Genomic DNA, 25,578 nt, shown 5'->3' with positions numbered 1-25,578 from the left:
CTTAATACTTTCTGATTGCTGCAAATGCCGCGTTCAATTTTTTCCGATCTTTTTTACCTGGTGCACTTTCAACGCCAGAGTTTAAATCAAGTCCTTTGCAACCCAGCTTCGCTGCGTCACTGACATTTTCCGGAGTCAAACCACCAGCCAGCATGATGTTCTCTTTATCGGTATCACTGAGCAGGTTCCAGTCGAAAGTCTTCCCCGTCCCCCCAGATTGCTGTCCGATTTTACTGTCAAGCAGGTGTCTATCAACTTGCCACTGCGAAAATTCAGGTATGACATCAGTCACGCCATGGGCTTTCCAGATCTCGCAGTCGGCAGGTAGCTGGGCTTTCAACCCTTGTACATACTCCGGGGTTTCATCGCCGTGTAGCTGCACAGCAGACAATGACAGGTATTCAGCCGCTTTTTTCACCGCATCCGGATCGGCGTTACGGAACACACCGACATATTTCAATGGCGCGCCACTCATGATCATACGCGCCTGCTCGATATCGACCTGACGTGGCGAGGATGATACAAAAATCAGGCCGCCATATACGGCGCCACTTTGATAGGCTGCAGAGGCGTCATCGGCATGGGTCAGGCCGCAGACTTTGTTTTCGCCAAACAACACCCGGTGAATTGCTAATTCAAGGTTTTTCTCTGCCATCAGTGAGCTGCCGATCAGGAAGCCGTTGGCATAGGCGGACAGTTCGCGTACCTGCTGGTTGTTATAAATACCCGACTCAGAAATGACAATCGTCTCTTGCGGCAGGCGAGGAGCCAGCACTTTGGTGCGGTTGAGATCAATACTTAAGTCGCGCAGGTTGCGGTTGTTGATACCCACAACCCTGGCCTGCAGTGCGATGGCGCGTTCCAGCTCTTGCTCGTTGCTGACCTCGGTCAAAATACCCAGGTTGAGTTTTTCAGCTACGGCGGCCAGTTCACGGTATTTATCATCATCCAGAACCGACAGCATCAGCAGGATGGCATCGGCCTGATAATGGCGCGCCAGATACACCTGATAGGTATCGATCATAAAGTCTTTGCACAGCACCGGTTGTTTTACCTGACGCCGAACCAGTGGCAGGAAATCAAAATTGCCCTGGAAGTATTTCTCGTCAGTCAATACTGAGATCGCATTGGCATGGCCGTTATAAACCTGCGCAATGTAATCGAGGTCGAAGTCATCACGGATCAGCCCTTTTGATGGCGACGCCTTTTTACACTCAAGAATGAAGACTGCCGTATCCGTTGACAGTGCGTCATAAAAGCTGCGATCGCTCGGCTTCAATTGTTCGATAAAGCTGTCTAATGGTTGTTGCTTTTGGCGTTCGTTAACCCAAATACGTTTATCAGCAACAATTTTCGCTAGTACTGTTTCCATGATTAACCTCGTGCTGCCAGTTTTTCAACCAGTTCATATGCTTTGCCAGATTGCATGGCATCAATCGCTTTTTGGGTGTTGGCTTTTAAATCCTCCTGGCCAAACAGACGCAGCAACAGTGCAACATTCACGGCGACGGCACCTTGCTGGGCGTCAGTCCCTTTACCGGTCAGGATATTGGTGATAATGGCGCAGTTTTCTTCCGGATCGCCACCTTTAATGGCTTCCAGAGGGTACGTTTCAAGGCCAAAATCAGCGGGTGTTAAGGTGTATTCTTTGATTTCGCCATTAATGATTTCGGCAACATGGGTTTCACCGTGAATAGCCACCTCGTCCAGCCCCGAACCGTGAACCACTGCCGCACGTTTCATGCCCATGGCTGCCATGGTTTCGGCGATAGGACGAACCAATGCCTCGTCATAGACACCCATCAGTTCAATCTTAGGGCGTGCCGGGTTGATCAACGGGCCAAGCACGTTAAAGATAGTCCGGGTTTTCAGTGTCTGGCGAACGGGCATCGCATGGCGGACGCCGCCGTGATATTGCGGCGCAAACAGAAAGCATACGCCCAGCTCATCCAACGCGCTGCGGGCATTCTCAGGGCTCATCGCCAGGTTGATACCGAATTTATCCAGCAGATCCGAGGAGCCGGATTTACTTGATACTCCACGGTTACCGTGTTTAGCGACTTTAACGCCGCAGGCTGCCGCAACGAAAGCCGCGGTGGTCGAAATATTGATGGTGTTAGCACCATCGCCGCCGGTACCAACAATGTCGGCAAAATCATAGTCAGGGCTTGGGAACGGATTGGCGTTTGCCAGCAATGCACGTGCTGCGCCTGCTATCTCTGCCGGTGTTTCCCCTTTAATTTTCAGCGCCGTCAATACCGCGGAAAGTAATATAGGGTCAACGTCACCTTTAATAATCGCATCAAACAGCGTCTGACTTTGATCCTGAGTCAGTGCTTGTTGCTGGTATAATTTATTTGCAATGGTGTAGATTGCTGCATCCATGATCTGTTTTCCTTTATCTTATTTGTTGCTGGTGCCCGCGCTTGTCTCTGCTGTTGACGTCACCCAGTCCAGTGTGTTGGTGAGTAGTTGTGCGCCTTGAGTGGTGAGAATTGATTCGGGGTGGAACTGGAAGCCACAAACGCGATCGGCATCATTGGTAACCGCCATCACCAGGCCATTCACATCGGCAATATTTTCCAGGCTTTCCGGTACACGGGTAGCGACTAAGGAATGGTAACGGGCAATGGAGAGCGGATTGGGTAAATCACCGAATACCGGGTGATGGTTATGGGTCATCATCGCCGCTTTGCCGTGAACGATATCACCGGCCCCTTCGACCTTACCGCCGTATGCTTCAACAATGGCCTGATGGCCGAGGCAGATACCAATGATTGGCACTTTTCCTTTAACGCGCTGTATCAGCGCTGGCATACAACCGGCATCGGCCGGTGCGCCCGGACCTGGCGACAGTACCAATACCGGATTGTCTTTTTCACCCAGCGCACGTTCCATCTGGATAACACTCAGGCTGTTACGGTAAATAGTGACCGGATAACCCAGCGAGCGGAATTGATCGACCAGGTTATAGGTAAAGGAGTCAAAGTTATCCAGCAGGACGATATGTGCTTGTGTCATTTCCGGCTCCTTATTTATTCGATTTATGGTGGGATTGGCAGTACTGAGCCTGAAGCGGTGCACTGTGCGCCTTGCGAATGGCGGTGATTACCGCTTGCGCCTTGCTACGGGTTTCATCGGCTTCGGCTTGCGGTATAGAGTCGTACACCACACCGGCTCCTGCCTGAACACTGGCGATCCCCTTTTCAACATAAGCAGAGCGGATAACGATACAGGTATCCATGTCACCGTGACCGGTCAAATAGCCCACCGCGCCGCCATAACTGCCGCGGCGACGCTGCTCGACATTGCGGATTAGTTGCATTGCGCGGATTTTGGGCGCGCCGGTCAGGGTTCCCATGTTCATGCATGCCTGATAGGCGTGCAGGGCATCTAAATCGTCGCGCAACTGGCCAACCACACGCGATACCAGGTGCATGACATGACTGTAGCGGTCAACTTTCAATAAATCAGCGACGTAACGACTACCCGGCGTACTGATACGTGCCACATCATTACGGGCCAGATCGACCAGCATCATGTGTTCGGCGTTTTCTTTTGTATCGCTGCGCAGTTCAAGCTCGATACGGCCATCTAAGTCGAGGTTGATTGAGCCGTCTGGATTTGTGCCGCGATGGCGGGTACCTGCAATCGGGTAAATTTCGACCTGATTGCTCTGGGTGCAGTATTTAAGTGCACTTTCCGGCGATGCGCCAAACAGGGTAAATTCAGCATCTTGCAGGAAGAACATGTATGGACTCGGGTTGCCGATTTTCAGCTCTTTATAAGCGATCAGAGGTGAAGGGCAAGGCAGGCGAAACTGACGTGAAGGTACGACCTGAAATACATCGCCGGCGATGACATATTGCTTTAACTTTTTGACCGTCTGGCAAAACTCGTTGTCACTGATGCTGACTTCCGGTTCGCAACTTTCCAGTAGCTCAGCCGCCGGAAGCGGTTTAGGCTCCAGACAGGCTTCTTTGATGTGCTGCAGACGACGGCTTAGCTCGAAATAGCTGGCGGCATAGTCATCACCACCAAACAAGGTTGCCTGCAATTTACCTTTACGACGCTGGTGGTCGATAACCAGCAGTGTTTCAGCAATATAGAACAGGTAATCAGGGCAGTTGTTATCCTGCTCAACGTCCGGTAGCGGTTCGAAACCGGCGACTAAATCGTAGGCAAATAAACCACCGAGGAACAGCGCTTCTTGCGGATGCCCTGAGGTATTGAATGCATGCTGGATCATACGCAATGCATCAAATGATGATGTCTGGCGCAGGCGGCTGTCTTCGTCGACGGCACGTTCAGCCGTTGCGAAATTCATGACTAAGCAGCGGCTTTCACGCTCTGTGCTAATGCCGTCAGAAATAGCGGTTTCTATGGTTTGCAGTACGCTCAGACCATTGTCGGTTAATGCCTCTAACCGGACTTCAGTACCGCGGCACACAATGCGTACCGCCGCATCAATCAGCATCAGGCTTTTTAAATCTTGTTTGGAATCGACTTCTGCTGATTCCAATAACAGGTTATGCGAGCGGTTGCCACAAACGGAGTAATAAAGTTCCGTCGGGTCCGCTACATAGGGTACATCAAGGCTGAGCACTTCTAGCTCGCCGACACCTACTGGGGTCGTATTCACAGCGTTCTCCCTGCCGCTTCTACAAACGGTTTTAGTTCTTGCATTAACTGTTCGAACATTGGACCTGTCAGTGCCTGGTGGCCATCGGATAACGCTTCACACGGGTTAAGGTGTGATTCGACAATAATACCATCAGCACCTACAGCCGCCGCCGCGCGCGATAGTGGAATAACCAGTTCACGCACCCCCGTTCCATGGCTGGGATCAACCACAACCGGAAGGTGGGTATGTTGCTTCAGATAAGCGACGGCGTTCAGATCCAGCGTATTGCGTGTTGCTGTTTCATAGGTGCGAATACCGCGCTCGCACAGAATAATATTCGGATTTCCTGCGTCGTAAATGTATTCTGCGGCCAGCAGCAACTCTTCGATAGTGGCTGAAAGTCCGCGTTTGAGCAAGACCGGTTTTTTACTTTCGCCTACTGCTTTTAATAGTGCGTAGTTTTGCATATTGCGGGCACCAATCTGTAAGCAGTCGACATATTCACACATCGAATCAACCTGACTCACTTCCATAACCTCTGATACCGTAGGCATGCCTAACTGATGATTGGCTTTTTGCAGTAATTTCAAACCCTCGATGCCAAGCCCCTGAAAATCATAAGGGCTGGTCCGTGGCTTATAAGCCCCGCCACGCAGAGCAACCGCACCGTGTTTCTTTACAACTTCAGCGACAGCCATCAGCTGCTCTTCAGATTCGACAGAGCATGGGCCCGCAATCACCGCAAACTTATTGCCGCCGACTGCGGCGTCGCCGAAGCGCACCACCGTATCGTGCGCTTGTACTTCGCGGCTGACCATTTTGTATTTAGTTAAAATAGGTTTAACGGTTTCAACACAAGGATAAGCATCAAGCTGAAGCTTTTGCAGTATCCGTTCATCGCCTAAAGCGCCCAGAACAATGCGTTCTACACCCGGCATATAAAGGGGTTTCAGGCCAGATGTTTGGATTCGGTTCAGAATTTCTTTTGCTTGTTCTTCTGTTGCATGTGGCTTTAGTACGATAATCATCATGTAATCCTGTTGAGTGCGACCCCTGATTGGACGCTGTTTGACCTTCATTGGTCCTGTTTAAGTTCTGGGCATCGTGCTGATAAAATTTTTGTTTAACTTGAATTTTTTATATAAAAAAACCCGCACCAGGCGGGTTTGTGTCTATTCTGTCCGTAAAGTACAGCTAATCACACTACCCGCAGAGGGAAGTGCCACCACCAAGTGATCAAGAAAGCGCAGAGAGGATGATGAATTTGCTGTAACATGTAAAAGTCCTGTGAGTGAATTCTTACAACGAGTAATTGCGTACTAGTAAACTAGTTCGTCAATGTAAAGTCAAGAGATAAAGTCAGAAATAAAATTATGTTGTTTGATTTACATAGTCATACCACTGCGTCTGATGGGAGCCTCTCCCCCCAAGAGCTGGTGAAAAGAGCGGTTGAACGTCGGGTTGATGCGCTTGCAATTACCGATCACGATACGGTGGCGGCGCTACTATTGGCACAACAGGCAATTGATGACGATAAATTGCCTCTAACTCTGATCAAAGGTATTGAAATATCGACGCTTTGGTGTAATTTTGATATTCATATCGTGGGTTTGAACATTGATCCGGATCATCCAGAAATGGTGACGCTGATCCGAGAGCAAGCAGAACGTCGCTCGGTGAGAGCCCAAGAGATTGCCGCCCGCCTGGAAAAAAACAATATGCCGGGTGCCTATGAAGGCGCGATGGCACTTGCTGCTGGCGCAACAATTACGCGTGCACACTTTGCTCGTTGGATCGTTGAGCAAGGTTATGCCAAAAACATGCAGGCAGTATTCAAGAAATTCCTAACCCGCGGTCACCCTGGTTATGTTCCGCCAAGTTGGTGTTCCATTGCTGAAGCCGTGGCCGTTATTCATGCATCCGGCGGACAGGCCGTACTGGCACACCCGGGTCGCTATAAAATGACAGCAAAATGGCTGAAGCGTTTGTTAGCAGCATTTGTCGCGGCCAAAGGCGACGCCATGGAAGTGGCACAGCCGCAACAAGGACAACAAGAACGTCGCACCCTAGGGGATTATGCGATCACTTATAATTTACTGGCTTCGCAAGGCTCTGATTTCCATTATCCGTCGCCGTGGACGGAACTCGGCCGTAACTTATGGTTACCGAAAGGCGTAACAGAAGTTTGGCAAGAGTGGAGTGTTGAAAAGAAGCGAGTCGATGAGCCGGTTCTGATTGAATCGGAATCGTCACCGGAGGAAGAATGAGTCAATTTTTTTATGTTCACCCAGAAACCCCGCAAACCCGTTTGATTAATCAAGCGGTGGCAATTGTGCGCAATGGCGGAGTGGTTATTTATCCAACCGATTCCGGTTATGCCCTTGGTTGCCAGCTTGAAAACAAACAAGCACTAGAGCGTATTTGCCAGATCCGCCGCCTTAATGATAAGCATAATTTTACCTTGTTATGCCGCGATCTGTCTGAGATAGCGACCTATGCCCGGGTTGATAACGTTGCGTTCCGTTTATTGCGTAATAATACGCCGGGCGCTTACACCTTTATTTTTAAAGGCACCAAGGAAGTCCCGCGTCGCTTGATGAATCCAAAACGTAAAACCATCGGTATCCGTATTCCGGATAATGCGATTGCCCTTGCTTTGCTAGAAGCGCTGGGTGAGCCACTGATGTCGACCAGTCTCATTTTGCCGGACAGCGATGTTGCCGAGTCTGATCCGGAAGATATCCGCGATAAATTAGAACATGCGGTAGATTTGATCATGAGCGGCGGTTATTTAGGCGAGCAACCAACCACGGTAATTGATTTCAGCGATGACGAAATGAAAGTGTTGCGAGTCGGAACCGGGGATCCAAGCCCATTTGAATGACGGTAATACTCCGCGGTATGCACAGTAAAGGTCATCCGGACTTATGGTGGTTTTTATGTTTACCGATAGCATCTATGCCAAGTTTTTGGCATAATGCGCGACCGCTTTAAGATGGCTTAAAGTGTTTTTTCGATGATGTTTCGACGCCTGTGAAGGTGACAAAGGTTTGTCTGATGAGTGAAAAATTACAGAAGGTGCTGGCTCGTTCTGGCCAGGGGTCTCGTCGTGAGATCGAATTAATGATCCAGAATGGTCGAGTGAGTATTGACGGTAAGGTGGCAAAATTGGGTGATCGTCTTGATGATCTCAATGTCACTGTTCGTATCGATGGTCACAAGATTGAAATGGTCGCAACTTCTGATGAAGTATGTCGTGTACTGGTGTATAACAAGCCGGAAGGTGAGTTATGTACTCGCAGTGATCCTGAAGGTCGTCGTACTGTTTTCGACCGCTTACCGCGTTTAGAGAGCGGTCGTTGGGTTTCTGTTGGCCGACTCGATGCGAACACATCAGGTCTGCTGTTATTTACCACTGATGGTGAATTGGCTAATCGCCTGATGCATCCAAGTCACAGAGTTGAACGTGAATATATGGTACGCGTTTTCGGTGAAGTGACTGAGCAGATGGTTAAAAACCTGGTTCAGGGCGTGAAGCTGGAAGACGGTATGGCACGTTTCGAAGACGTTGTGTATGCCGGTGGCGAAGGGATGAACCATACTTTCTACGTGATGATCACCGAGGGACGTAACCGAGAAGTACGTCGCTTGTGGGACTCACAAGGGGTAACGGTTAGTCGTCTGAAACGTGTACGTTATGGTGACATCTACCTAACGAAAGATATGCCGCGCGGTGGCTGGATGGAGCTTGAGCTTAAAGAAGTCAACTACCTGCGCGAAGCTGTTGAGCTTGCACCTGAAGAAACAACGTTGTTGACGGTCGAAGGCCTGAAACGCAAGAAAGGTGTTCGTCAGATCCGTCGTGCGGTACGCCGTCATGAAGAGCGTGCGAGCGAAGCGCCTCGTGGTCGTCGTGGTCGTAACAATGAGGAACGTCGTTCTTCAAGCCGTAATGCCGCTGAAGATCAGAAGGCTCAGGGCAAGCGTAAGCCGTCAAATGGCAAACCGAGCGGTAAACCTATGGCTAGCGGTAAACCTACCAGTAGCAAACCATCTACCGGTTCGGCCCCGCAAGGTAAACGTAAGCCTTCAGATAGCCAATCGGCATCTGGTACACCGGGCAAGCGCAAACCTTCAGGTAATGCTGCTAACCGCCGCAACCCGTTAGCCAATAAGCCGGCTAAACCACGTACTCGTAAGTAAGATCCGTCTTACCACGTGAGAATAATAAAGCCGACGCAATTGCGTCGGCTTTTTGTTTGGGGTAAAAACTGGATCGGGTTTGCTCGGGATCAGATCTCAGTCATCTAGTTTCTCGCATCTCGAACCTTGTATCTCATTCCTAATCTTTAGGCTGCGCATCAATACACTGGCCATTCACATCTTTGCTTTCCGGCCCAATCAGATACAGATATAGCGGCATAATATCTTTAGGTGTTTTTAACTGGCTGGCATCTTCTGCAGGGAAGGCCTTGGCTCTCATACCAGTGCGAGTCCCCCCCGGATTGATCGCATTGACACGAACGTTACTGTTGCTGAGCTCGTCAGCCAGTACCTGCATCATTCCTTCGGTCGCAAACTTAGAAATAGAATACGCCCCCCAGAATGCACGGCCTTCATGACCAACGGTTGATGAAGTGAACACAATACGGCCGTCTTCCGCTTTTTTGATTAAAGGCATAACTGCTTGGCTCAGTAGGAACTGTGCTTTGACATTCACCTGCATAACCTCGTCAAAGGTATCTTCGCCCAGCTGATCAAACGGGCTTAATACCCCGAGTAAACCGGCATTGTGCAACACACCGTCTAAACGGCCGAATTGTTCTTCAATGGTTTCAACCATATCAATATAGTGCTGTTTGGTCGCGCCTTGCAGGTCGAGCGGGATGATAGCTGGCCGGGCATATCCTTGCGCCTCTATTTCATCGTAAACGGCTTCCAGTTTTGCAACAGTGCGACCCAGCAAAATAACCGTTGCGCCATGCGCGGCATAGCTAATGGCTGCCTCACGACCAATGCCTTCACCAGCCCCTGTGACCAAAATGACACGATCTTTGAGCGAATCTGCAGCAATTTGATATTCCACGTATAACTTCCTTATCAGTTTTTAGTTTTTCCTATTGTATTGCCATAGCGGTACCGGTGACAACTTGGTTACAATGGGAAATACCAATCGTATGAAATAAGTGCCGTGGGCAACGATTAAATACGAGAGGGATTTACTTCCAAAATGAGGACTCAACATTGGAATTTTTGTTTGATTATGGGCTGTTCCTGGCCAAGATTGCGACGGTTGTCATTGCGATTGCCGGTATTCTCGTTTTAGCGAAAGGGCTGAGCGGACGTCATGGTGCACCAAAGGGTGAGCTTGAAGTCACTGATTTGACTGAGCAGTATAAGCATACGGTCCATCAGATGGAGTCTCATTTATTTGATAAACCGCTTTTAAAAGCGCGTGAAAAAGCAGAGAAAAAAGCGGAAAAAGAAAAAGATAAAGCCCGTCAGAATGAAATTAAAAAGGCGGCGAAAGAAGGCGATTTAGATCATGCACGTGAGTCGCGTCTGTTTGTCCTCGATTTTCACGGCAGTCTTGATGCCCGTGAAGTGGCCTCGTTACGTGAAGAAATCAGTGCCGTTCTTGCTGTCGCGGTTGAAGGTGACGAAGTATTGCTGCGCCTTGAAACCGGCGGTGGCATGGTTCACGGTTACGGACTAGCGTCCTCTCAGTTAGATCGTCTGAAAGCGGCGGGTGTTAAGCTAACCGTTGCGGTTGATAAAGTGGCAGCCAGCGGCGGTTACATGATGGCTTGTGTGGCCGATAAAATCATCTCTGCACCTTTTGCGGTTGTCGGTTCTATCGGGGTGATTGCGCAGTTGCCAAATTTCAATAAGGTATTGAAAAAGAATGATATTGAGTTTGAACAAGTGACCGCGGGGGAGTTTAAACGCACGCTGACCATGTTCGGTGAGAATACCGATAAGGCCCGGGAAAAGTTTCAGTCTGAGATTGAAGAAACCCACGGTCTGTTTAAAGATTTTATTGCGGTACACCGCCCGGAACTTGATCTGGAAAAAGTCGCAACGGGTGAGCACTGGTTTGGTCAGAAAGCCAAAGAATTAGGGCTGGTGGATGAAATTGGTACCAGCGACGATTTTATTGTTCGGGCATGTAAAGAACGTGAAGTACTAGGTATTCACTTTGCCAAGCATAAAAAACTAGCCGAAAAGCTGGCTGGCGTTACGGGGGATGCGGCTGATAACTTGCTATTAAAGTGGATTAGTCGTGGCCAGCGCCCGTTCATGTAATGCGTCAGGCAGAAGGTTGTATTATGGATCAGAAATGGGCGTTATTTTCTCTTAAAGGTCGGTTACGTCGCAGGGATTATTGGCTGTATAGCCTGCCGGTATTACTGATGACTATTCCGGTGTTCTGGTATACCCATCCCGATAATTTGAGTAATAATTCAGTACTGAATATTTTATCAATGCTGATTATGGGGTTTGTGTTTTGGTCATCCATCGCCTTAAATGTAAAGCGACTGCATGACCGAAATAAAAGTGCTTTGTGGGTATTATTGACATTTATGCCTTTGATCGGGCCGGTTTTTGCTCTTGTGGAGCTAGGTATTCTTAGCGGTACCAGAGGAGCGAATATGTATGGTCAGGATCCGAAAGGGCCGACTGAGCCGCCGTCTCAACCCAATAAAAAAGATGAAACGATGACGATTGAAATATAGGATTTGTCGCATCGATTATTAAAATTAACCCGCTGATTATGCGGGTTAATTTTATTTCAGCTTGTTTTTTTCTAGACAGTAACCGGTATTATTGATCTAGAGTGAACTCAGGTGATAGTTGATGCGCCAGATATTTAAACATATTAAATACTGCCGTTGTATTTCCCGTTGGAAGGCCTTTATCGTCGAGGAAATATTCACCCTTAAAGACAAGTACATCTGCTTTTTCTTCAACAGCAGTCGCTCGCATGCCTTCAATATAAGCATCGTGTTCTTGAATAAGTTGATTTGCAATCAGTAGGAGATCGTCTGAAGAAATAGTTTTTTTTCCGCTCATAGTGACTTCTCTGGTATGAAAAACACCGAGCAGTGTATTGATCTTGCCGGTAGAAAACAAATCCTTAATTAAAGACGGGGTGTGGCAAAAATGATGAATGGGTGGTTAAACTAAAGGCAGAAAAAAGTTGATTCTGTGAGCGAAGACAAATAATCGTCAGTTTGAATAGTCAAAGACTATGTGAGGTGGTAATGATTAGCGCCTTCAATGTTATCACTCAGCCTATATTAGATGAATTAAGGGTGAGTTTTGCTGAAAAAAGATGAAATCTTGTTTTTAACTTATGATTAACAACTGGGGAAGGGACAACCAAACAGTTCAATTTCGTCAAAAACCAGTTGACCTTCTTGTAGAGTAGATCACTATTGTAATAGCGTTGCCGTGCCTAAATGATGTTTTTTAACGTGCAACATTATGTTTTTAATTGAAAATTTTGCGAGCACGAGGACGTAATAGAGTCATTATGGGTAAATCTCTCGTTATCGTGGAGTCCCCTGCCAAGGCTAAAACAATTAACAAGTACTTGGGGAAGGACTTCATTGTAAAGTCAAGCGTTGGTCACGTACGTGATTTGCCAACGGGTGCGCGTAGTACCGGAAAGAAAGCAGCTGCGACTTCAACCAAAGGGTTAAGCGCAGAGGAAAAAGCACGTCTCAAAAAACAAAAAGACCGTAAGTCGCTGATCGGTAAAATGGGTGTTGACCCATACAACGATTGGGATGCGCATTACGAAGTGCTTCCGGGCAAAGAAAAAGTCGTAAACGAATTGCAAAAGCTAGCTGCCGACGCTGACTATGTTTACCTAGCTACCGATTTGGACCGCGAAGGAGAAGCTATTGCGTGGCACCTTCGTGAGATCATCGGTGGGGATGATGCACGTTATAAGCGAGTGGTTTTTAACGAAATCACTAAAAATGCAATTCAGCAGGCGTTTGAACAGCCGGGTGAATTGAATATTGATGGTGTTAATGCTCAGCAGGCTCGACGTTTTCTTGATCGCGTAGTGGGTTTCATGGTGTCGCCGCTTCTCTGGAAGAAGGTTGCACGAGGCCTTTCCGCCGGTCGGGTACAGTCAGTGGCGGTAAAGCTGATTGTTGAACGTGAACGCGAAATCAAAGCGTTTACGCCGGAAGAGTTCTGGGACATTCACGCCAATACCTTAACGGTCGGTGAAGATGCACTGCGCCTGATGGTGGCTCAACAGGCGGGTAAAGCTTTCCGTCCGGTTAATGAAGCACAAACCATGGCGGCTAAGTCGGTACTTGATAGTGCGACTTACAAGGTGGTCGATCGAGAAGATCGCCCGACCAGCAGCAAGCCTTCAGCACCGTATATCACATCGACCCTGCAGCAAGCGGCAAGTACCCGTCTTGGTTATGGTGTAAAACGTACAATGGGTCTGGCTCAGCGTCTGTATGAAGCGGGTTACATTACCTATATGCGTACTGACTCGACGAACCTGTCAAAAGAAGCCGTTGAGTCTGCTCGTGAATTTATCGGTAGTGAGTATGGTGAGAATTATCTCCCTAAAGCGCCGATTACTTACGGCAGCAAAAAGAATGCACAGGAAGCGCACGAAGCGATTCGTCCTTCAAGTGTCGACGTACTAGCTGAAAACCTGGAAGGCATGGATAAGGATGCGGTTAAGTTGTATGACTTAATCTGGCGTCAGTTTGTCGCTTGTCAGATGGTTCCGGCTAAATACGACTCCAGCACAATCACTGTTCAGGCCGATGAGTTTACGCTGAAAGCGAAAGGGCGTACTTTGCGCTTTGCAGGTTGGACACATGTGCAACGACCTTCTGGCAAGAATGAAGATACGACGTTGCCTATAGTTCACGTAGGCGATACGTTGAAGCTAGAAGACGTTGAGCCTAAACAACACTTCACTAAGCCGCCAGCGCGCTTCACAGAAGCGGCATTGGTTAAAGAGTTAGAGAAGCGCGGGATTGGTCGTCCTTCTACCTATGCATCGATCATTTCAACGATTCAGGATCGTGGCTATGTCCGTGTTGATCAGCGCCGTTTTTATGCTGAAAAAATGGGTGAGATCGTTTCGGACCGTCTTGACGGGAGTTTCCCCGATCTGATGGACTTCGACTTTACCGCTCGCATGGAAGGTAACCTGGATAAAATCGCTGAAGGTGAGAAGAATTGGAAAGCGGTTCTGGATGACTTCTTCCGTGACTTCAGCGCCGAGCTTGAAAAAGCCGAGTTGGATGAAGATCAGGGTGGGATGCAGCCGAACAATATCGTATTAACCGATATTAAGTGTCCGACTTGTTCCCGCCCGATGGGTATACGTACTGCGTCGACAGGGGTCTTCCTCGGTTGTTCAGGTTACGCATTGCCGCCTAAAGAGCGCTGCAAAACCACCATTAACTTAGGTGATGAAGAAGGCATTGTTAACGTTCTTGAAGAAGACGTAGAAACCGCGGCTCTTCGTGCCAAAAAGCGTTGTCCTAAATGTGACACGGCAATGGATGCTTACCTGATTGATCAGGATCGCAAGTTGCACGTTTGTGGTAACAACCCGAGTTGTGACGGTTACATTGTCGAAAAAGGCGAATTCAAGCTGAAAGGCTATGATGGCCCTGTGATCGAATGTGACAAGTGCGGCTCAGACATGGAGCTGAAAACGGGTCGCTTCGGGAAATATATGGGTTGCACCAGCGAAAGCTGTAAGAACACCCGTAAGATCCTGAAGAGTGGTGAAATTGCACCGCCGAAAGAAGATCCGGTTCACTTGCCTGAGATCCCTTGCACCCAGGATCCGGATGCCTATTTCGTTTTACGTGATGGTGCGTCAGGTCTGTTTATGGCTGCGAGTACGTTCCCTAAATCACGCGAGACGCGTGCTCCTTACGTCGAAGAGCTGGTTCGCTTTAAAGATCGTTTACCAGAGAAGTTTAAATACCTCGCCGATGCACCAACCGAAGATCCGGATGGTCGTAAGACGGTTGTTCGCTTTAGCCGTAAGAGCAAAGAGAACTATATCCGTTCGGAAATCGACGCGAAGCCTTCTGGCTGGACGGGTTTGTTTATCGATGGTAAGTGGGTAATTACCGATAAACGGAAAAAACCGAAGAAAGAGAAAGAAGAGAAATAATAAAAAACCGCCGGAAGGCGGTTTTTTGTTTTTAAGAGCCTAATCCTCGTATCTGGAATCTCGATACGGCTACGCCGGTACGCCACTATGAAAACGGAAGGTGTTATCCGGCGTTACAATGAGTTCTGCTTCCTTCGCGCCAATCGCCTGTATCCGATCTGATATGTCATTGCCGGCAATTTGTTCGGCTAATGCCAGGTAGTCCTGATAATGGCGAGCTTCTGAACGTAGTAATGAGATGTAGAACTTCTTTAGTTCGTCATCCAGATAGGGGGCTAATTTAGCAAAGCGCTCACAGGAGCGGGCTTCGATATAAGCTCCGATAATGAGCTTGTCGATCAGGGTTGCCGGTTCATGCGTACGTAACGTTTTCATTAAGCTTTTGGCATAGCGGCCCGCATTCAAATTTGAGTAGGGGATCTGGCGGTTTTCCATGATCTCCAATACCTGCTCAAAGTGATGGAATTCTTCTTTGATCAGGCGAACCATTCTTTCAATCAGCTCTTGTCCATAAGCGGTATCCGCTTTTGGCACTAACTCGCCAGATAAACCATTTTTTTTACCGTGAAAGGCTGTCGTGCTGTGCGCTCTGCCGTAAACAAAATCTTCATAAGGCCTTGCCCATTCCAGTAACGCGTTGCCGCTTTCTGTATCTACTGCATATTTACGGATCAGCCAGATTGCGGTCTGGCTGGCTTTGAGTTCACAGTTACAATGATCAACCAGTAAAGCGGTGAGGATTTCAGGTTTTCGGGCCTCATCAATCCAAGCGTCGGGTGTTTCACACTGGAGAAATTGATTAATCGGGGCGAGCAGTCGATCAATCATAGGTTGAGTGTTGTTCATGGGCTATTTTTGCCGAGTTATGTCTTTTAGGTATAAAAAGTAGCGATTAAAAAAGGCCGCATCAGCGACCTTTGGATAACGTGGTGGAAATTACCACTTCTGCTTTGGCTGGAACAAGACATCGAGTTCGTCATGCTCTTTGTCATTCATCAGCTTTCGTTCTTGCTCATGGCTGAGCGATTGATTGCTATCTATCTCACTAAGCATGAGTTGCAGCTTCTCGCGCGTTGTATTCGCGTAGTTATCATTTCTCGTCGAAAGTACATCAATACCTTTCTTTAATAGCTGTTTCGCGGTACCAACCTGACGCTTTAGGATGGAATCATTAGCCCGCTTAATCACGTTTTCTATGTTGATGCGAAGCTGGAGCCCCTCAAGGCGGGCGTTTTCCGTGACAAAGAGCTGAGTTGAGAAGCGGCCTTTACTGTGTTCATTTTTGATAATGTTTTTCAGCCGTTTAACCAGTTGTAGCATGCCAATGGCTTGCTTGTCTGTCGTCGGTACTTTAAAGCCGGCCACATCACTATTTGAATAGTTTGCCTGCAGGTGGCTGATTTGTTCGGCGACATTTTTTATCCGAACCGATAAGCTCTTATCTGAAGGATCGGCTTCCTTCATGCTTTGCAGTGCAAATAAGATACGCTGGTTCAGACAGACCAGCAGTTCTTTACTGTACGGCAAGTGGTGAGCATTACCAATAAGCTCTTCAGTGGCATCGATGATCGAAATATGCTTTGCCATTTCTTGGTTTTTCGCACTTTCTAAACGATGGCGATACTGGATTAATATGTTGTAGCCAACAATTAGCACCAGCAACAAGACGAAAAGGCCTATAGCTAAAGGTATACTCATAAGATATGTTTATCTTCCATGCATTTTTATACAGGGGTTATAAGATACACTATCTGACAATTTGGGGATAGCGAGAACCTTAAAATTGCTACCAGTATCTATGAATAGGTTGTTTTTTCCTCCCGCAGAGAGTGATGCCTGCCGGTTCAATTCAAGGATCATGGGCAAAGGAATGAGACGGGTCATGTCGAGTGTATTTAACCCAGAAGTGGGCAGAGTAGGCCCCCCCGATGAGTGAATTTCCTCCGGAACGCATGCTGAGTCGCTGATTTTTGATGTGAGCAAATTATATGAAACGAGCATCTTGAGCTAACGTGGGTATACTTGCACAGATAAGACTGGCTACATTGAATAATTTCTGCTGAAAGCGCATTTTTCTAATTCAATTGGTACTAAGATGTAACGGACTATAGGCTGGGCGGTGCCATGAAACTACAACAATTAAAATATATCGTTGAGGTTGTTAATCATAACCTGAATGTATCCTCAACGGCGGAGAGCTTATACACCTCACAGCCGGGGATCAGTAAACAGGTACGTTTGCTTGAAGATGAGCTGGGTATTCAGATTTTTGAACGCAGTGGCAAGCACCTGACCAAAGTGACGGCGGCGGGAACGGATATTGTGCAAATTGCTCGGGATATTTTATCGCGGGTTGAAAGCATTAAAACGGTGGCGGGGGAGCATACTCATCCTGAGATGGGAACGCTGAATATTGCCACGACTCATACCCAGGCTCGTTATGCTTTACCCCCCGTGATTGAATATTTTATGACCCGCTATCCGAAAGTGTCGTTACATATGCACCAGGGAACGCCATCCCAGATAGCAGATGCGGTGGCTAAGGGCACCACGGATTTTGCGATTACGACAGAAACGGGGCATCTGTGTCAAAATATGATTATGTTGCCTTGCTATCACTGGAATCGCTCTATTGTCGTTCGCTCCGATCATCCGCTGGCAAACAAAGCTGAAATCACGATCTATGATTTGGCTGCTTATTCCCTGATGATATATGTATCTGGTTTAACGGGTCGCTCAGAGCTGGATAGTGCGTTTCACCGTTCAGGTTTAACGCCTCGGGTGGTCTTTACCGCCACCGATGCTGATGTCATTAAGACCTATGTCCGGCTCGGAATTGGGGTGGGCGTTATGGCCAGTATGGCAATGGATCCTGAAAAGGATAGTGATCTGGTTGCTATCGATGCCAGCCACCTTTTTGCAGCGAGTACAACTCAGATCGGCTTTAAGAGAGGCACCTTCCTGCGTAGCTATATGTATGACTTTATAGAGCATTTTGCACCTCATCTGGTACGGAATGTGGTCGAGCAGGCTGTTGCGCTAAAAACCAGTGGCGAGATTGAGGCGATGTTCGCCAGTATGGACTTACCGGTCCGGTGATAAATTAAAGATACCTAAGTACCTTAAAGTCGCTGAGAGATACATATTTATGAAGCCGCAGGATCCTGCGGCTTTTTTATTGCATGACAGTTATGACTTTTTTCATCACTGTAATTGGTTGGAATTTCAAATCAGAACCACTACTATAGCCGGTCGATTTAGTAACTACCGCAACCTAAGAGCCACCTCATGCCAGGGCATATCCACCAGTTTCGCCAGCTAGATAAGTTATTGACGAAAAATCGTGAGTTTTGGCAGTTTATGCCCTTTGCCGAACGGAGTTTTGTCTGGGGGCAGACCCATCCGGCGTTGTGTCAGTGGCTAATCAGCTTAACTGAAGAGCAGACCGCGTATTTTAATGAAGATAATGCAGCGTTAGCCGAGGCCTTATCAACGTGGATCCCCGATGCTCCTGAGCTGTATCAATTATCGCAATGCCCATCACTGCCAGTTAAAAATGCCGCTATCCCCAAAGGGCTTGATGTTGGTATTCCGGGCCGGAAGTGGACCCAAATCTGTGCATTTAGCGCGGTGCTACCGCAGCTACAATTACCGTGGTTAGAATGGTGTGCGGGTAAAGGTCATCTGGGTCGGGTACTTGCTGCGAACCATCACATGCCGGTAACCAGTCTTGAATGGCAACATCAGTTATGTATTGAGGGTGAGGCAACGGCTAAGCGATTAGGTTTACCGATCACCTTTATTACTGCCGATGCCTTTGATAAGAGTAGCGAGCAATATATTCAGCCCCAGCAGCATGCGGTTGCTTTGCATGCCTGCGGTGATTTGCATGTATCACTGCTGCAGCGTGTCGTTGCTGAACAAGGCGCCGCGGTCAGTATTTCACCTTGCTGCTACCACCTGATCCGCGCAAAACACTATCAGCCCCTGTCAGATATTGCGAAGCAGAGTGGGATCACCTTGTCTAAGCATGATCTGCGTTTGCCTCTGCAAGAAACGGTTACGGCTGGCCAGCGTGTTCGCCGTCAGCGTTTTGTGGAAGTCAGCTACCGTCTTGGCTTTGACTTGCTGCAGCGTGAATTACGCGGTTGCGATGATTATTTACCAGTACCTAATGTACAGAAAGCGTTGCTCAATGAGGGGTTTGCCGCCTTCTGTTTCTGGGCGGCTGAGAAAAAGGAACTGTCGTTGCCTGGCGATACCGACTTCGCTTATTGGCAGCAAGAAGGTGAAGCAAGATACCGGATCACTGAGCGCATGGAGTTAGTTCGCCAGCTATTTCGGCGACCGCTGGAAATGTGGCTGGTCTATGATCGGGTCTGTTTCTTAGAACAATCCGACTATCAGGTTTCACTCGGTACATTTTGCGATAAACCGGTCACGCCGCGAAATATACTTATTCATGCAGAGCTGAAATAATCGCCGTCATTCCAGAAACAAAGCAAATAGCCAGGGATGCAAGACGAACCGTCTTCCTGGGAATCCGGTCGATATAATGCATTGCTGCTCTGTAACCCAGAAATGAAGCCGGTAATAGAGGTAGTGACAGATAAAAGTGGTGAAGGCTCATATAACCAATCGGTACTTGTACCGCTAACGAGAGCAAACTGCTGACCACAAAAAATGCAGATAGGTTTGCCCGGATCAAGTTGGCTTCCTGATGTTGCAAAAGCAGTGCTATCGGTGGGCCTCCGATCCCTGAGCTGGTACCAAAGAAACCAGAGAAAAAGCCTGCAATCATCATTCTGTTGGGATTTGGCTGGATACGAATAGGGAGCAAGCTGATGCCGACCGCTAAAAGAACCATCACCCCGAGCCAGAGTGATAGCTGATTCGCATCGACCCAATATAAAAGAAAACCACCAGCGATAGAGCCGGGTACACGGCCAAGAAATGCCATCCATAAACCGTTCAGCGAAATCGTTGCCTTGTGACGATTTGCATTTATCAATGACAGGAATAAAGCCACAGTGGTGATGGGTGCCGGGACATAATCCGGTGAGATTTGAAAAAGTATCGGGGCGGTGACAATGGCCAAGCCAAACCCGATAGAGCTTTGAACGAAAGAGCCGATAAAAATCAGCATCATCGCGAGTAAAATCCCTAAATCCATTTTATCTTCTCATGCGCTACCCAGACGCGACATTATGTAGCAGTCAGCGGTATAACTCACGGTAATTTAGGCATTTAACCTCTAATCAGGAGCGACGTGTTAAAGCGCGCTATATTAATGCTTTTTTCAGTTTTGTCTTTACCGAGCGCCAATGGGTTGTTGGAATTTTTGGTGCACGGTTGAGTAAGTATTGGAGCTCCTGTTCCGAGGGATGAACCTCACCACCATGGGCGAGAAAAATTGAATCTGGCTGTAGTGCTATGACTTTGTTTAATGAAGTACGATATCGGTTGGGATAAAAAACAGGGAATGGGGGAATATAGCGGCCTTTTACCTTGACCATTAAATCTGCGACATAAATACGATTGCTAGGGAGGTGGAGCAAAGACAAATCTCGGTCGGTGTGGCCTTGCGTCGCAAGGGCGACCCATTCAGGAAAGTCGGGTAAAGGATCACCGTCGCCAAGTTTATAGTCAGCGTGAAGCCTACTTGAATACCATACATTGCGCCGTGGCTTGTTCATGCGTTTTGCTACCCATTTCGCCAGCAGCATATCGGTGAAATGCATTAACAGGCCGTCAAGCCCTGCATACCACTGCCCAGACACATCGGCGGCTGCAATTTTACAACCGGTTAAACGGCGTAGCCTGTGGGCGGCTCCTGCATGATCTGGGTGCATGTGGGTAACAACCACGAGGCTGAGATCATTTATAGACCTTTGCAGTGAGCCTGTAATAAATTGTGTTAACAGGGGTATATCAGCACGGCTACAGCCATCGAGTAATAAAAGCTTATCTTGATATTCAGCTAAATAAATCGATTGAATATAACCTTCTAGGTGATGTAACTTCATAAAGTAAGAGGGTCTTTTAATTACTGATTATTTAAGCAATTATTACGGTCTTAAAAATTTATTATGGTCTAACTCATCCGCCCACACAAGTTGCCAGGTTTGTTGGCTTCGCCTACCGAGAGCACTATTGACGATTTTCCCATACCGCGGCAGGCATCAATGTCACTTCAATGCAAACAAGGGAACCACGGTGGGCTCCCAGTCTGGCAAGAGAGAAGGGCTTGCAAGGGAGCACCTTGATAGCGTATGTACGCTTCTCGCATAATCAGCAAGCTACTGGCTGCTCCCCTTGTTGGTCGAAAACCGGTTACTGCAACCTGAATTTCCCAACAATCGATTTTAATTGACTGTTTGCTGCAGCCAGATTGATGGTTTCATTTGTTGTCGCTTCTCCATTAGAAGACAGACTCTCTACGATTTCACGAATAGCAGCCATATTGCGGGTGATTTCGTCTGCAACAGAGCTTTGCTGTTCGGCTGCGGTAGCAATATGGGTATTGAGGTCATTAATGTGGGTGACTGAATGGGCGATAGTATCAAGGTCGCTCTCCACCTGAGACGTACTCTCTGCGGTTTTTTCACATGTTGACTTGGTCGCAGCCATAGCAGCCATTGCGGAGCATGAACCGTTACGTAGTTTACTTAGCGTTTGTTCAATTTCTGCTGTACTTGTCTGTGTTCTGGCTGCCAGTGCCCTTACTTCATCAGCAACAACGGCAAAGCCCCGGCCTTGCTCTCCGGCTCGGGCCGCTTCAATGGCGGCATTTAACGCCAGCAGATTCGTTTGATCGGCTATTTCACCGATAACATTCAGTACATTGGTGATCTCTAAGGTGTCTTTTTCTATTTCGGCAATACTGACAGAGGTGTTTTCAACATTATCAACAAGTTGAGAGACTGTATTTGTAGCAAGGGCGACAACATTTTTAGAGTCTGCCACGCGTGAATTGGTTTTATGGGTAAATTGGGAAGCTTCTGACGCATTACTTGCGACATCATTCGCAGTAGCGCTCATCTCCTCAATCGCAGTAACAATTTGCACCGTCTCAGTCGCATGAGCTGTTAACACCTCGTTGTTTGCGTCGGTTTGGTTTTTAAGCTGGTCGACACTGCGGGAAATATGTTCAGAAGACTGCGAGACCTCAAGCATCAATGATTGCAGGTTCTCGATAAAAATATTAATCCCCTGTGATATTTGGCCAAGATCGTCATTGCTAGTAACAGGTAATCGTCGGGTGAGGTCGCCGTTTCCTTTTGATAAATCAAGTACCACGTCTTTAAGTGTAAGGATTGGACGGTATAGCTGGTTTAACACCACAATGACAATCAGGAGTGCAATGATCAGAATGACAGCGGATGTTGATAATGCATTGACGAGTGCCGCTTCAACATCGGCATAGACCACCGATTTATCAACGCCGACGTAGAGATACCATTTATGGCCGTCAACAAGTGGAATTTCAGAAAAATAGGCGCGTTTATCAGCTCCTGCCCACTGGTAATCGGCAGCACCGGAGCCTAAGCTTGCCATCTGCTGTTCCAATGTCGGAATATCAAAATAGATCCCCAGCTCATCACTGGGATCTGAGGATGCCAGCTGAGAAAACTGTTCACTAAGAATTAAGATCACTGCTCCGGGAAAATAAACATTGTTAATAGCGTAATTAAGACTTTTCAATGAGATATCACCGACCACTACACCCTCGCTGCCCATTGGGGTCGCGATGCTCACCATCAAATCGCCGGTCGTATCATCGGTATAGATATCGGTCAGTATGGTTTCTTTTCTCGCTAATGCTCGCTGGTACCAATCACGGGTACGCGGATCATAATCCCGGACATCAAAGACACCATTGTTACCACCGGAGTCACCGAAGGCACGGCCATCACTGTAGCCCACGGTAAAGCTGGAATATCCAACCGATTCGGTGAGCAACCTTGCTATCTCGACATATTCGCTATTTGAGTGGCTGGATCGGAAAAAGGCTTTGCTTGAGCCCAGTGCATCAATTTTGGTCTGCATCGATAATTCGATTTCACGCTTTGCACTTTTTACAATTAATTGCGATTGTTCTTCAATCGAGGCAATTTTGTCGTTTTTGAAATTGTTATAAGACAGCCAGTTGGTGACCAACAGTGCCGCGGATACCAGTAGAGCAACGGTAAAAATAATACGTTGCTTAAAACCAATACGTCGAAATGAGAGGTCTTTCATATCTGCCTTCTTAGTGACTGCAATAAAAAATATATAAATTATCAAACAGATAAAGATTCTAATCTTAAATTGATGCACTGTAGAGGGATGAAATGACTAAGACTCTATCAGATTGAAATACCAGTAGAATATTATGATAAAGGATACTTTTGGTGGTGACGCGATGTTTTATCTTTCTATACAATAAATTAGCGAATAATTTAGCGGCTTACATAAGCTAAAATCAGATGGTGAGTGAAAATATAAACAATCCTGTTGCATACAAAACTACATGCATTTGTGTGTTGAAAGTTTATGATATTGTCAGTTTTGTGATGTGTGACCGATTGGGTAGCCGTATTACTGGCTCTGTACTAAAGCTGGGCGTTGTTTTTAATAAAGGCTATCGGTGAAATAAGGCCCGTTAGCGGCCTTATTTGTTAGTGGATGTATTTTGTTACGGGGATCTCATTGAGCAAGGCAAACTTAGTTGCTTCCAGTTCCCCCGGCGGCATTGGCTTGCCGAGAAAGTAGCCCTGGCAATAATCGAAATTACATGTTTGCAGGTATTCCAGCTGGCTGGCGGTTTCGACGCCTTCTGCTATGATTTTCAAATCGAATTTTTCACAGATGGCCCGAGTTGCTTCAACGATAGCCTGGCTGCCTTTGTGCTCGCCCTGAACAAAACTTTGGTCCAGTTTGACCGTACTGATTGGCAGATCCTGAAGTTGTGAAAGAGAAGAGTATCCGGTTCCGAAATCATCAAGATAGAGCTCTAATCCCAACGCTGCCAAATCTTCCAGACACTGTTTAGCGTCGTCATATTCCTGCAGCATGGTTGATTCAGTTAGCTCCAGCGCTAACTGGGCAGGATCGATATCAAACTGCTCTATTATCGATTTAATTGTCGGCGCCAGAGTGGATTGAAGCTGGGCACGTGACAAGTTAATGCTCATTATAAATTTATCATCATACCGGCTCTGCCATGAGGCAAGTTGCTGGCAGGCCGTTTTCAGAATCCAGGTCCCCAACGGGACTATTTGACCTGTTTCTTCCGCCAGTGGAATAAATTCAGCCGGCGAAACCTGTCCCAGCTCTTCGTCGTACCAGCGAATCAATGCTTCAAAGCCTTTTAGTTTCCTGGCTTTTAAATCAACAATTGGCTGGTAGTAGAGTTCAAAAGCGTCAGCTTCAAGTGCCAATGTCAGGTGATGACGTAACGTCATCTTTCGATATAAGGCATCAGCCATATCTTGCGAAAAATGGTGACTGCGATTACGGCCTCGTAATTTAGCCCGGTGCATTGCCATATCGGACTGGGTGATCAGCGTTTCAATCTCTTGGGCATCAACGGGGTAGCTAGTCGTACCGATACTACACCCAATAGAAAGTTCACCGACTTCTTTGATATGAAAAGGTTTATTCAGTTCTTTGATGATTGTCTTTGCAAACGATGGGATGTTTGGGACATTACGATGTTCAACCTGAATAATAAACTCATCGCCACCAAAACGGGCTAACAAGCCTTTGTGTTGCAGCATTTCTGTTAACCGTAGTGCAATGGCGCGTAGCAGCTTATCGCCGATGGCATGGCCATAGGCATCATTCACCAATTTAAATCCATCAATGTCGAGAAATAGCAAATCGTAAGGTTGCTGACTATGATGCGACTCATTTATCGCACTGGAGATCCCATGACGGCTCAACAATCCAGTCAAAAAGTCATGTTTTGCATGGTGTATAGCTTGTTTAAGCCTTTCTTTTTCAGGGCTAATATTGATCAGATGAAGTAAAAGCTGCTGGTTGTCTTGCAGCCATTTTCCTCTGATGTCAAACCAAAGGTGGTTTTGTCCGGTCCAGCACAATTTTTCATGGTTAATTGAACCTTGCTGCTTGGCATCTTCTATCCATGCACTCGCGAGCTCAGTATCACCAAGGAAGCTCCCAAGATCATGCAAAGACTGACCAAAAGAGTGACTAAAGGTATTATTGGCACTGATCAGATCGCCTTGGTCGGAAAATAGCAGAGCAAGATTGGAACAATCTGAAAAGGCAAGATCGCGACGCATGCTGGATTCTTCGGCAATCACTTCAACCAGCATCACAACACGTCCATCAGGTAAGCTAATCCCCGAGAATATGCAGAGAGCATTTTTCAATATTTGCTTAGGGGTAAAGTTCCACCACGTTTTAATCGCTTCTCCGTTCTCAAATCGCTGGCGATAACCCTTCAAGGTGGCTTCAACGGCCTGTGACATGTCCTGGGCGAAATCTCGGGCAGTTAACTCTTCTAAAGACCTGGCTTCCCATAAAGATAAAGAGGTTTTGTTGGCCCAGATTATTTTTTTGTAGTCGAGATCAAACACCCATATTGGCGATTGAATATGATCAAAAAGAGAAAAGGTATCGTTCATCACCAGGGTTTAGGCATTGATTGGCTTGAAAGTAACAGGAGAGTAACGTAAAAATAATGGTATAAATATTGAATTAATAGAAAAGCGTGATATTACTTCATCAACTGCAAAAGTTTGCGTATAAATTCTTGAAAATT

At 47.3% G+C, this 25,578-nt stretch carries 21 protein-coding genes and 1 other annotated feature; of the genes, 8 read left to right on the top strand and 13 right to left on the bottom strand.

Translation table 11 applies throughout. The features are described 5' to 3' along the window. Position 1: 1 nt before the first annotated feature. From trpCF to AC2204_RS06835, 5 genes are read right to left on the bottom strand one after another with little or no spacing between them, the layout of a single operon-like run. On the bottom strand, positions 2-1,372 hold the full coding sequence (trpCF, locus tag AC2204_RS06855; protein WP_318924751.1) for a bifunctional indole-3-glycerol-phosphate synthase TrpC/phosphoribosylanthranilate isomerase TrpF: 1,371 nt from the start codon (positions 1,370-1,372) through the stop codon (positions 2-4). 2 nt (positions 1,373-1,374) lie between these two features. Beyond that, on the bottom strand, positions 1,375-2,385 hold the full coding sequence (gene trpD / locus AC2204_RS06850; protein ID WP_318924750.1) for an anthranilate phosphoribosyltransferase: 1,011 nt from the start codon (positions 2,383-2,385) through the stop codon (positions 1,375-1,377). Positions 2,386-2,403: 18 nt separating this feature from the next. Then, positions 2,404-3,021: an aminodeoxychorismate/anthranilate synthase component II gene (locus tag AC2204_RS06845; RefSeq protein ID WP_318924749.1), complete on the bottom strand. Its 618-nt coding sequence runs from the start codon at positions 3,019-3,021 to the stop codon at positions 2,404-2,406. A 10-nt stretch (positions 3,022-3,031) separates the two neighbouring features. After that, on the bottom strand, positions 3,032-4,642 hold the full coding sequence (locus AC2204_RS06840) for an anthranilate synthase component 1 (protein WP_318924748.1): 1,611 nt from the start codon (positions 4,640-4,642) through the stop codon (positions 3,032-3,034). Continuing rightward, positions 4,639-5,652: a bifunctional 3-deoxy-7-phosphoheptulonate synthase/chorismate mutase gene (locus AC2204_RS06835; RefSeq protein ID WP_318924747.1), complete on the bottom strand. Its 1,014-nt coding sequence runs from the start codon at positions 5,650-5,652 to the stop codon at positions 4,639-4,641. Before AC2204_RS06835 ends, AC2204_RS06840 begins: the two co-directional genes overlap by 4 nt. A 113-nt stretch (positions 5,653-5,765) precedes the next feature. Next, positions 5,766-5,861, bottom strand: a sequence feature (Trp leader region). Between the two features lie 136 nt (positions 5,862-5,997). On the opposite strand from AC2204_RS06835, the gene rnm reads away from it, so the two are divergent. From rnm to rluB, 3 genes are all read left to right on the top strand, one after another. Beyond that, the gene (gene rnm / locus AC2204_RS06830; protein WP_318924746.1) at positions 5,998-6,891 is read left to right on the top strand and encodes an RNase RNM; all 894 of its coding nucleotides are present in this window, start codon (positions 5,998-6,000) and stop codon (positions 6,889-6,891) included. Next, positions 6,888-7,508, top strand: a complete 621-nt coding sequence (locus AC2204_RS06825; RefSeq protein WP_107281518.1) for an L-threonylcarbamoyladenylate synthase — start codon at positions 6,888-6,890, stop codon at positions 7,506-7,508. The genes rnm and AC2204_RS06825 overlap by 4 nt, the downstream gene beginning before the upstream one ends. Positions 7,509-7,681: 173 nt before the next feature. Next, positions 7,682-8,827 (top strand): 23S rRNA pseudouridine(2605) synthase RluB, encoded by a 1,146-nt coding sequence (gene rluB / locus AC2204_RS06820; RefSeq protein WP_318924745.1) that lies wholly within the window; start codon positions 7,682-7,684, stop codon positions 8,825-8,827. A gap of 139 nt (positions 8,828-8,966) precedes the next feature. Here the strand turns inward: rluB and AC2204_RS06815 are convergent, their stop codons facing one another. Beyond that, positions 8,967-9,710 (bottom strand): YciK family oxidoreductase, encoded by a 744-nt coding sequence (locus AC2204_RS06815; RefSeq protein WP_318924744.1) that lies wholly within the window; start codon positions 9,708-9,710, stop codon positions 8,967-8,969. Positions 9,711-9,868: 158 nt separating this feature from the next. Between AC2204_RS06815 and sohB the strand changes: the two genes are divergently transcribed. Continuing rightward, positions 9,869-10,930 (top strand): protease SohB, encoded by a 1,062-nt coding sequence (gene sohB, locus AC2204_RS06810; RefSeq protein WP_318924742.1) that lies wholly within the window; start codon positions 9,869-9,871, stop codon positions 10,928-10,930. Positions 10,931-10,953: 23 nt separating this feature from the next. Next, the gene (locus tag AC2204_RS06805) at positions 10,954-11,361 is read left to right on the top strand and encodes a DUF805 domain-containing protein (protein ID WP_318924741.1); all 408 of its coding nucleotides are present in this window, start codon (positions 10,954-10,956) and stop codon (positions 11,359-11,361) included. Positions 11,362-11,449: 88 nt separating this feature from the next. On the opposite strand, the gene AC2204_RS06800 is transcribed toward AC2204_RS06805, so the two are convergent. Beyond that, positions 11,450-11,698: a YciN family protein gene (locus AC2204_RS06800; RefSeq protein WP_318924740.1), complete on the bottom strand. Its 249-nt coding sequence runs from the start codon at positions 11,696-11,698 to the stop codon at positions 11,450-11,452. Positions 11,699-12,161: 463 nt separating this feature from the next. Here AC2204_RS06800 and topA point away from each other — a divergent pair, with 463 nt between their 5' ends. Next, positions 12,162-14,807 (top strand): type I DNA topoisomerase, encoded by a 2,646-nt coding sequence (gene topA, locus AC2204_RS06795; protein ID WP_318924739.1) that lies wholly within the window; start codon positions 12,162-12,164, stop codon positions 14,805-14,807. Between the two features lie 69 nt (positions 14,808-14,876). On the opposite strand, the gene miaE is transcribed toward topA, so the two are convergent. Next, entirely contained in the window at positions 14,877-15,653 is a 777-nt protein-coding gene (miaE, locus tag AC2204_RS06790) for a tRNA isopentenyl-2-thiomethyl-A-37 hydroxylase MiaE (protein WP_318924738.1), read from the bottom strand. Between the two features lie 90 nt (positions 15,654-15,743). Next, a complete protein-coding gene (locus tag AC2204_RS06785; protein WP_318924737.1) occupies positions 15,744-16,505 on the bottom strand; it encodes a DNA repair protein in 762 nt (253 codons plus the stop codon). Between the two features lie 426 nt (positions 16,506-16,931). Here AC2204_RS06785 and cysB point away from each other — a divergent pair, with 426 nt between their 5' ends. Beyond that, on the top strand, positions 16,932-17,906 hold the full coding sequence (gene cysB / locus AC2204_RS06780) for an HTH-type transcriptional regulator CysB (RefSeq protein ID WP_318924736.1): 975 nt from the start codon (positions 16,932-16,934) through the stop codon (positions 17,904-17,906). A gap of 189 nt (positions 17,907-18,095) precedes the next feature. Continuing rightward, positions 18,096-19,286: a methyltransferase gene (locus AC2204_RS06775; RefSeq protein ID WP_318924735.1), complete on the top strand. Its 1,191-nt coding sequence runs from the start codon at positions 18,096-18,098 to the stop codon at positions 19,284-19,286. Here the strand turns inward: AC2204_RS06775 and AC2204_RS06770 are convergent. From AC2204_RS06770 to AC2204_RS06755, 4 genes are all read right to left on the bottom strand, one after another. Next, complete coding sequence (locus AC2204_RS06770) at positions 19,264-19,980, bottom strand: sulfite exporter TauE/SafE family protein (protein WP_318924734.1); 717 nt, start codon at positions 19,978-19,980, stop codon at positions 19,264-19,266. The genes AC2204_RS06775 and AC2204_RS06770 overlap by 23 nt on opposite strands. Positions 19,981-20,089: 109 nt before the next feature. After that, entirely contained in the window at positions 20,090-20,833 is a 744-nt protein-coding gene (locus AC2204_RS06765) for an MBL fold metallo-hydrolase (protein WP_318924733.1), read from the bottom strand. A 307-nt stretch (positions 20,834-21,140) separates the two neighbouring features. After that, complete coding sequence (locus AC2204_RS06760; protein WP_318924732.1) at positions 21,141-23,048, bottom strand: methyl-accepting chemotaxis protein; 1,908 nt, start codon at positions 23,046-23,048, stop codon at positions 21,141-21,143. A gap of 419 nt (positions 23,049-23,467) precedes the next feature. Further along, entirely contained in the window at positions 23,468-25,441 is a 1,974-nt protein-coding gene (locus AC2204_RS06755) for an EAL domain-containing protein (RefSeq protein ID WP_318924731.1), read from the bottom strand. Between the last annotated feature and the right edge of the window lie 137 nt (positions 25,442-25,578).

This window comes from Photobacterium sp. (assembly GCF_057456235.1).
The sequence above is the reverse complement of the archived record's forward strand: the minus strand, read 5'-3'. Positions and strand labels throughout refer to the sequence as shown.

Bases quoted from the DNA above. Each gene is read 5' to 3' on its own strand.
- trpCF (WP_318924751.1), bottom strand. From the start codon at position 1,372: ATGGAAACAGTACTAGCGAAAATTGTTGCTGATAAACGTATTTGGGTT.
- trpD (WP_318924750.1), bottom strand. From the start codon at position 2,385: ATGGATGCAGCAATCTACACCATTGCAAATAAATTATACCAGCAACAA.
- AC2204_RS06845 (WP_318924749.1), bottom strand. From the start codon at position 3,021: ATGACACAAGCACATATCGTCCTGCTGGATAACTTTGACTCCTTTACC.
- AC2204_RS06835 (WP_318924747.1), bottom strand. From the start codon at position 5,652: ATGATTATCGTACTAAAGCCACATGCAACAGAAGAACAAGCAAAAGAA.
- rnm (WP_318924746.1), top strand. From the start codon at position 5,998: ATGTTGTTTGATTTACATAGTCATACCACTGCGTCTGATGGGAGCCTC.
- AC2204_RS06825 (WP_107281518.1), top strand. From the start codon at position 6,888: ATGAGTCAATTTTTTTATGTTCACCCAGAAACCCCGCAAACCCGTTTG.
- rluB (WP_318924745.1), top strand. From the start codon at position 7,682: ATGAGTGAAAAATTACAGAAGGTGCTGGCTCGTTCTGGCCAGGGGTCT.
- AC2204_RS06805 (WP_318924741.1), top strand. From the start codon at position 10,954: ATGGATCAGAAATGGGCGTTATTTTCTCTTAAAGGTCGGTTACGTCGC.
- AC2204_RS06800 (WP_318924740.1), bottom strand. From the start codon at position 11,698: ATGAGCGGAAAAAAAACTATTTCTTCAGACGATCTCCTACTGATTGCA.
- topA (WP_318924739.1), top strand. From the start codon at position 12,162: ATGGGTAAATCTCTCGTTATCGTGGAGTCCCCTGCCAAGGCTAAAACA.
- miaE (WP_318924738.1), bottom strand. From the start codon at position 15,653: ATGAACAACACTCAACCTATGATTGATCGACTGCTCGCCCCGATTAAT.
- AC2204_RS06785 (WP_318924737.1), bottom strand. From the start codon at position 16,505: ATGAGTATACCTTTAGCTATAGGCCTTTTCGTCTTGTTGCTGGTGCTA.
- cysB (WP_318924736.1), top strand. From the start codon at position 16,932: ATGAAACTACAACAATTAAAATATATCGTTGAGGTTGTTAATCATAAC.
- AC2204_RS06775 (WP_318924735.1), top strand. From the start codon at position 18,096: ATGCCAGGGCATATCCACCAGTTTCGCCAGCTAGATAAGTTATTGACG.
- AC2204_RS06770 (WP_318924734.1), bottom strand. From the start codon at position 19,980: ATGGATTTAGGGATTTTACTCGCGATGATGCTGATTTTTATCGGCTCT.
- AC2204_RS06765 (WP_318924733.1), bottom strand. From the start codon at position 20,833: ATGAAGTTACATCACCTAGAAGGTTATATTCAATCGATTTATTTAGCT.
- AC2204_RS06760 (WP_318924732.1), bottom strand. From the start codon at position 23,048: ATGAAAGACCTCTCATTTCGACGTATTGGTTTTAAGCAACGTATTATT.
- AC2204_RS06755 (WP_318924731.1), bottom strand. From the start codon at position 25,441: ATGAACGATACCTTTTCTCTTTTTGATCATATTCAATCGCCAATATGG.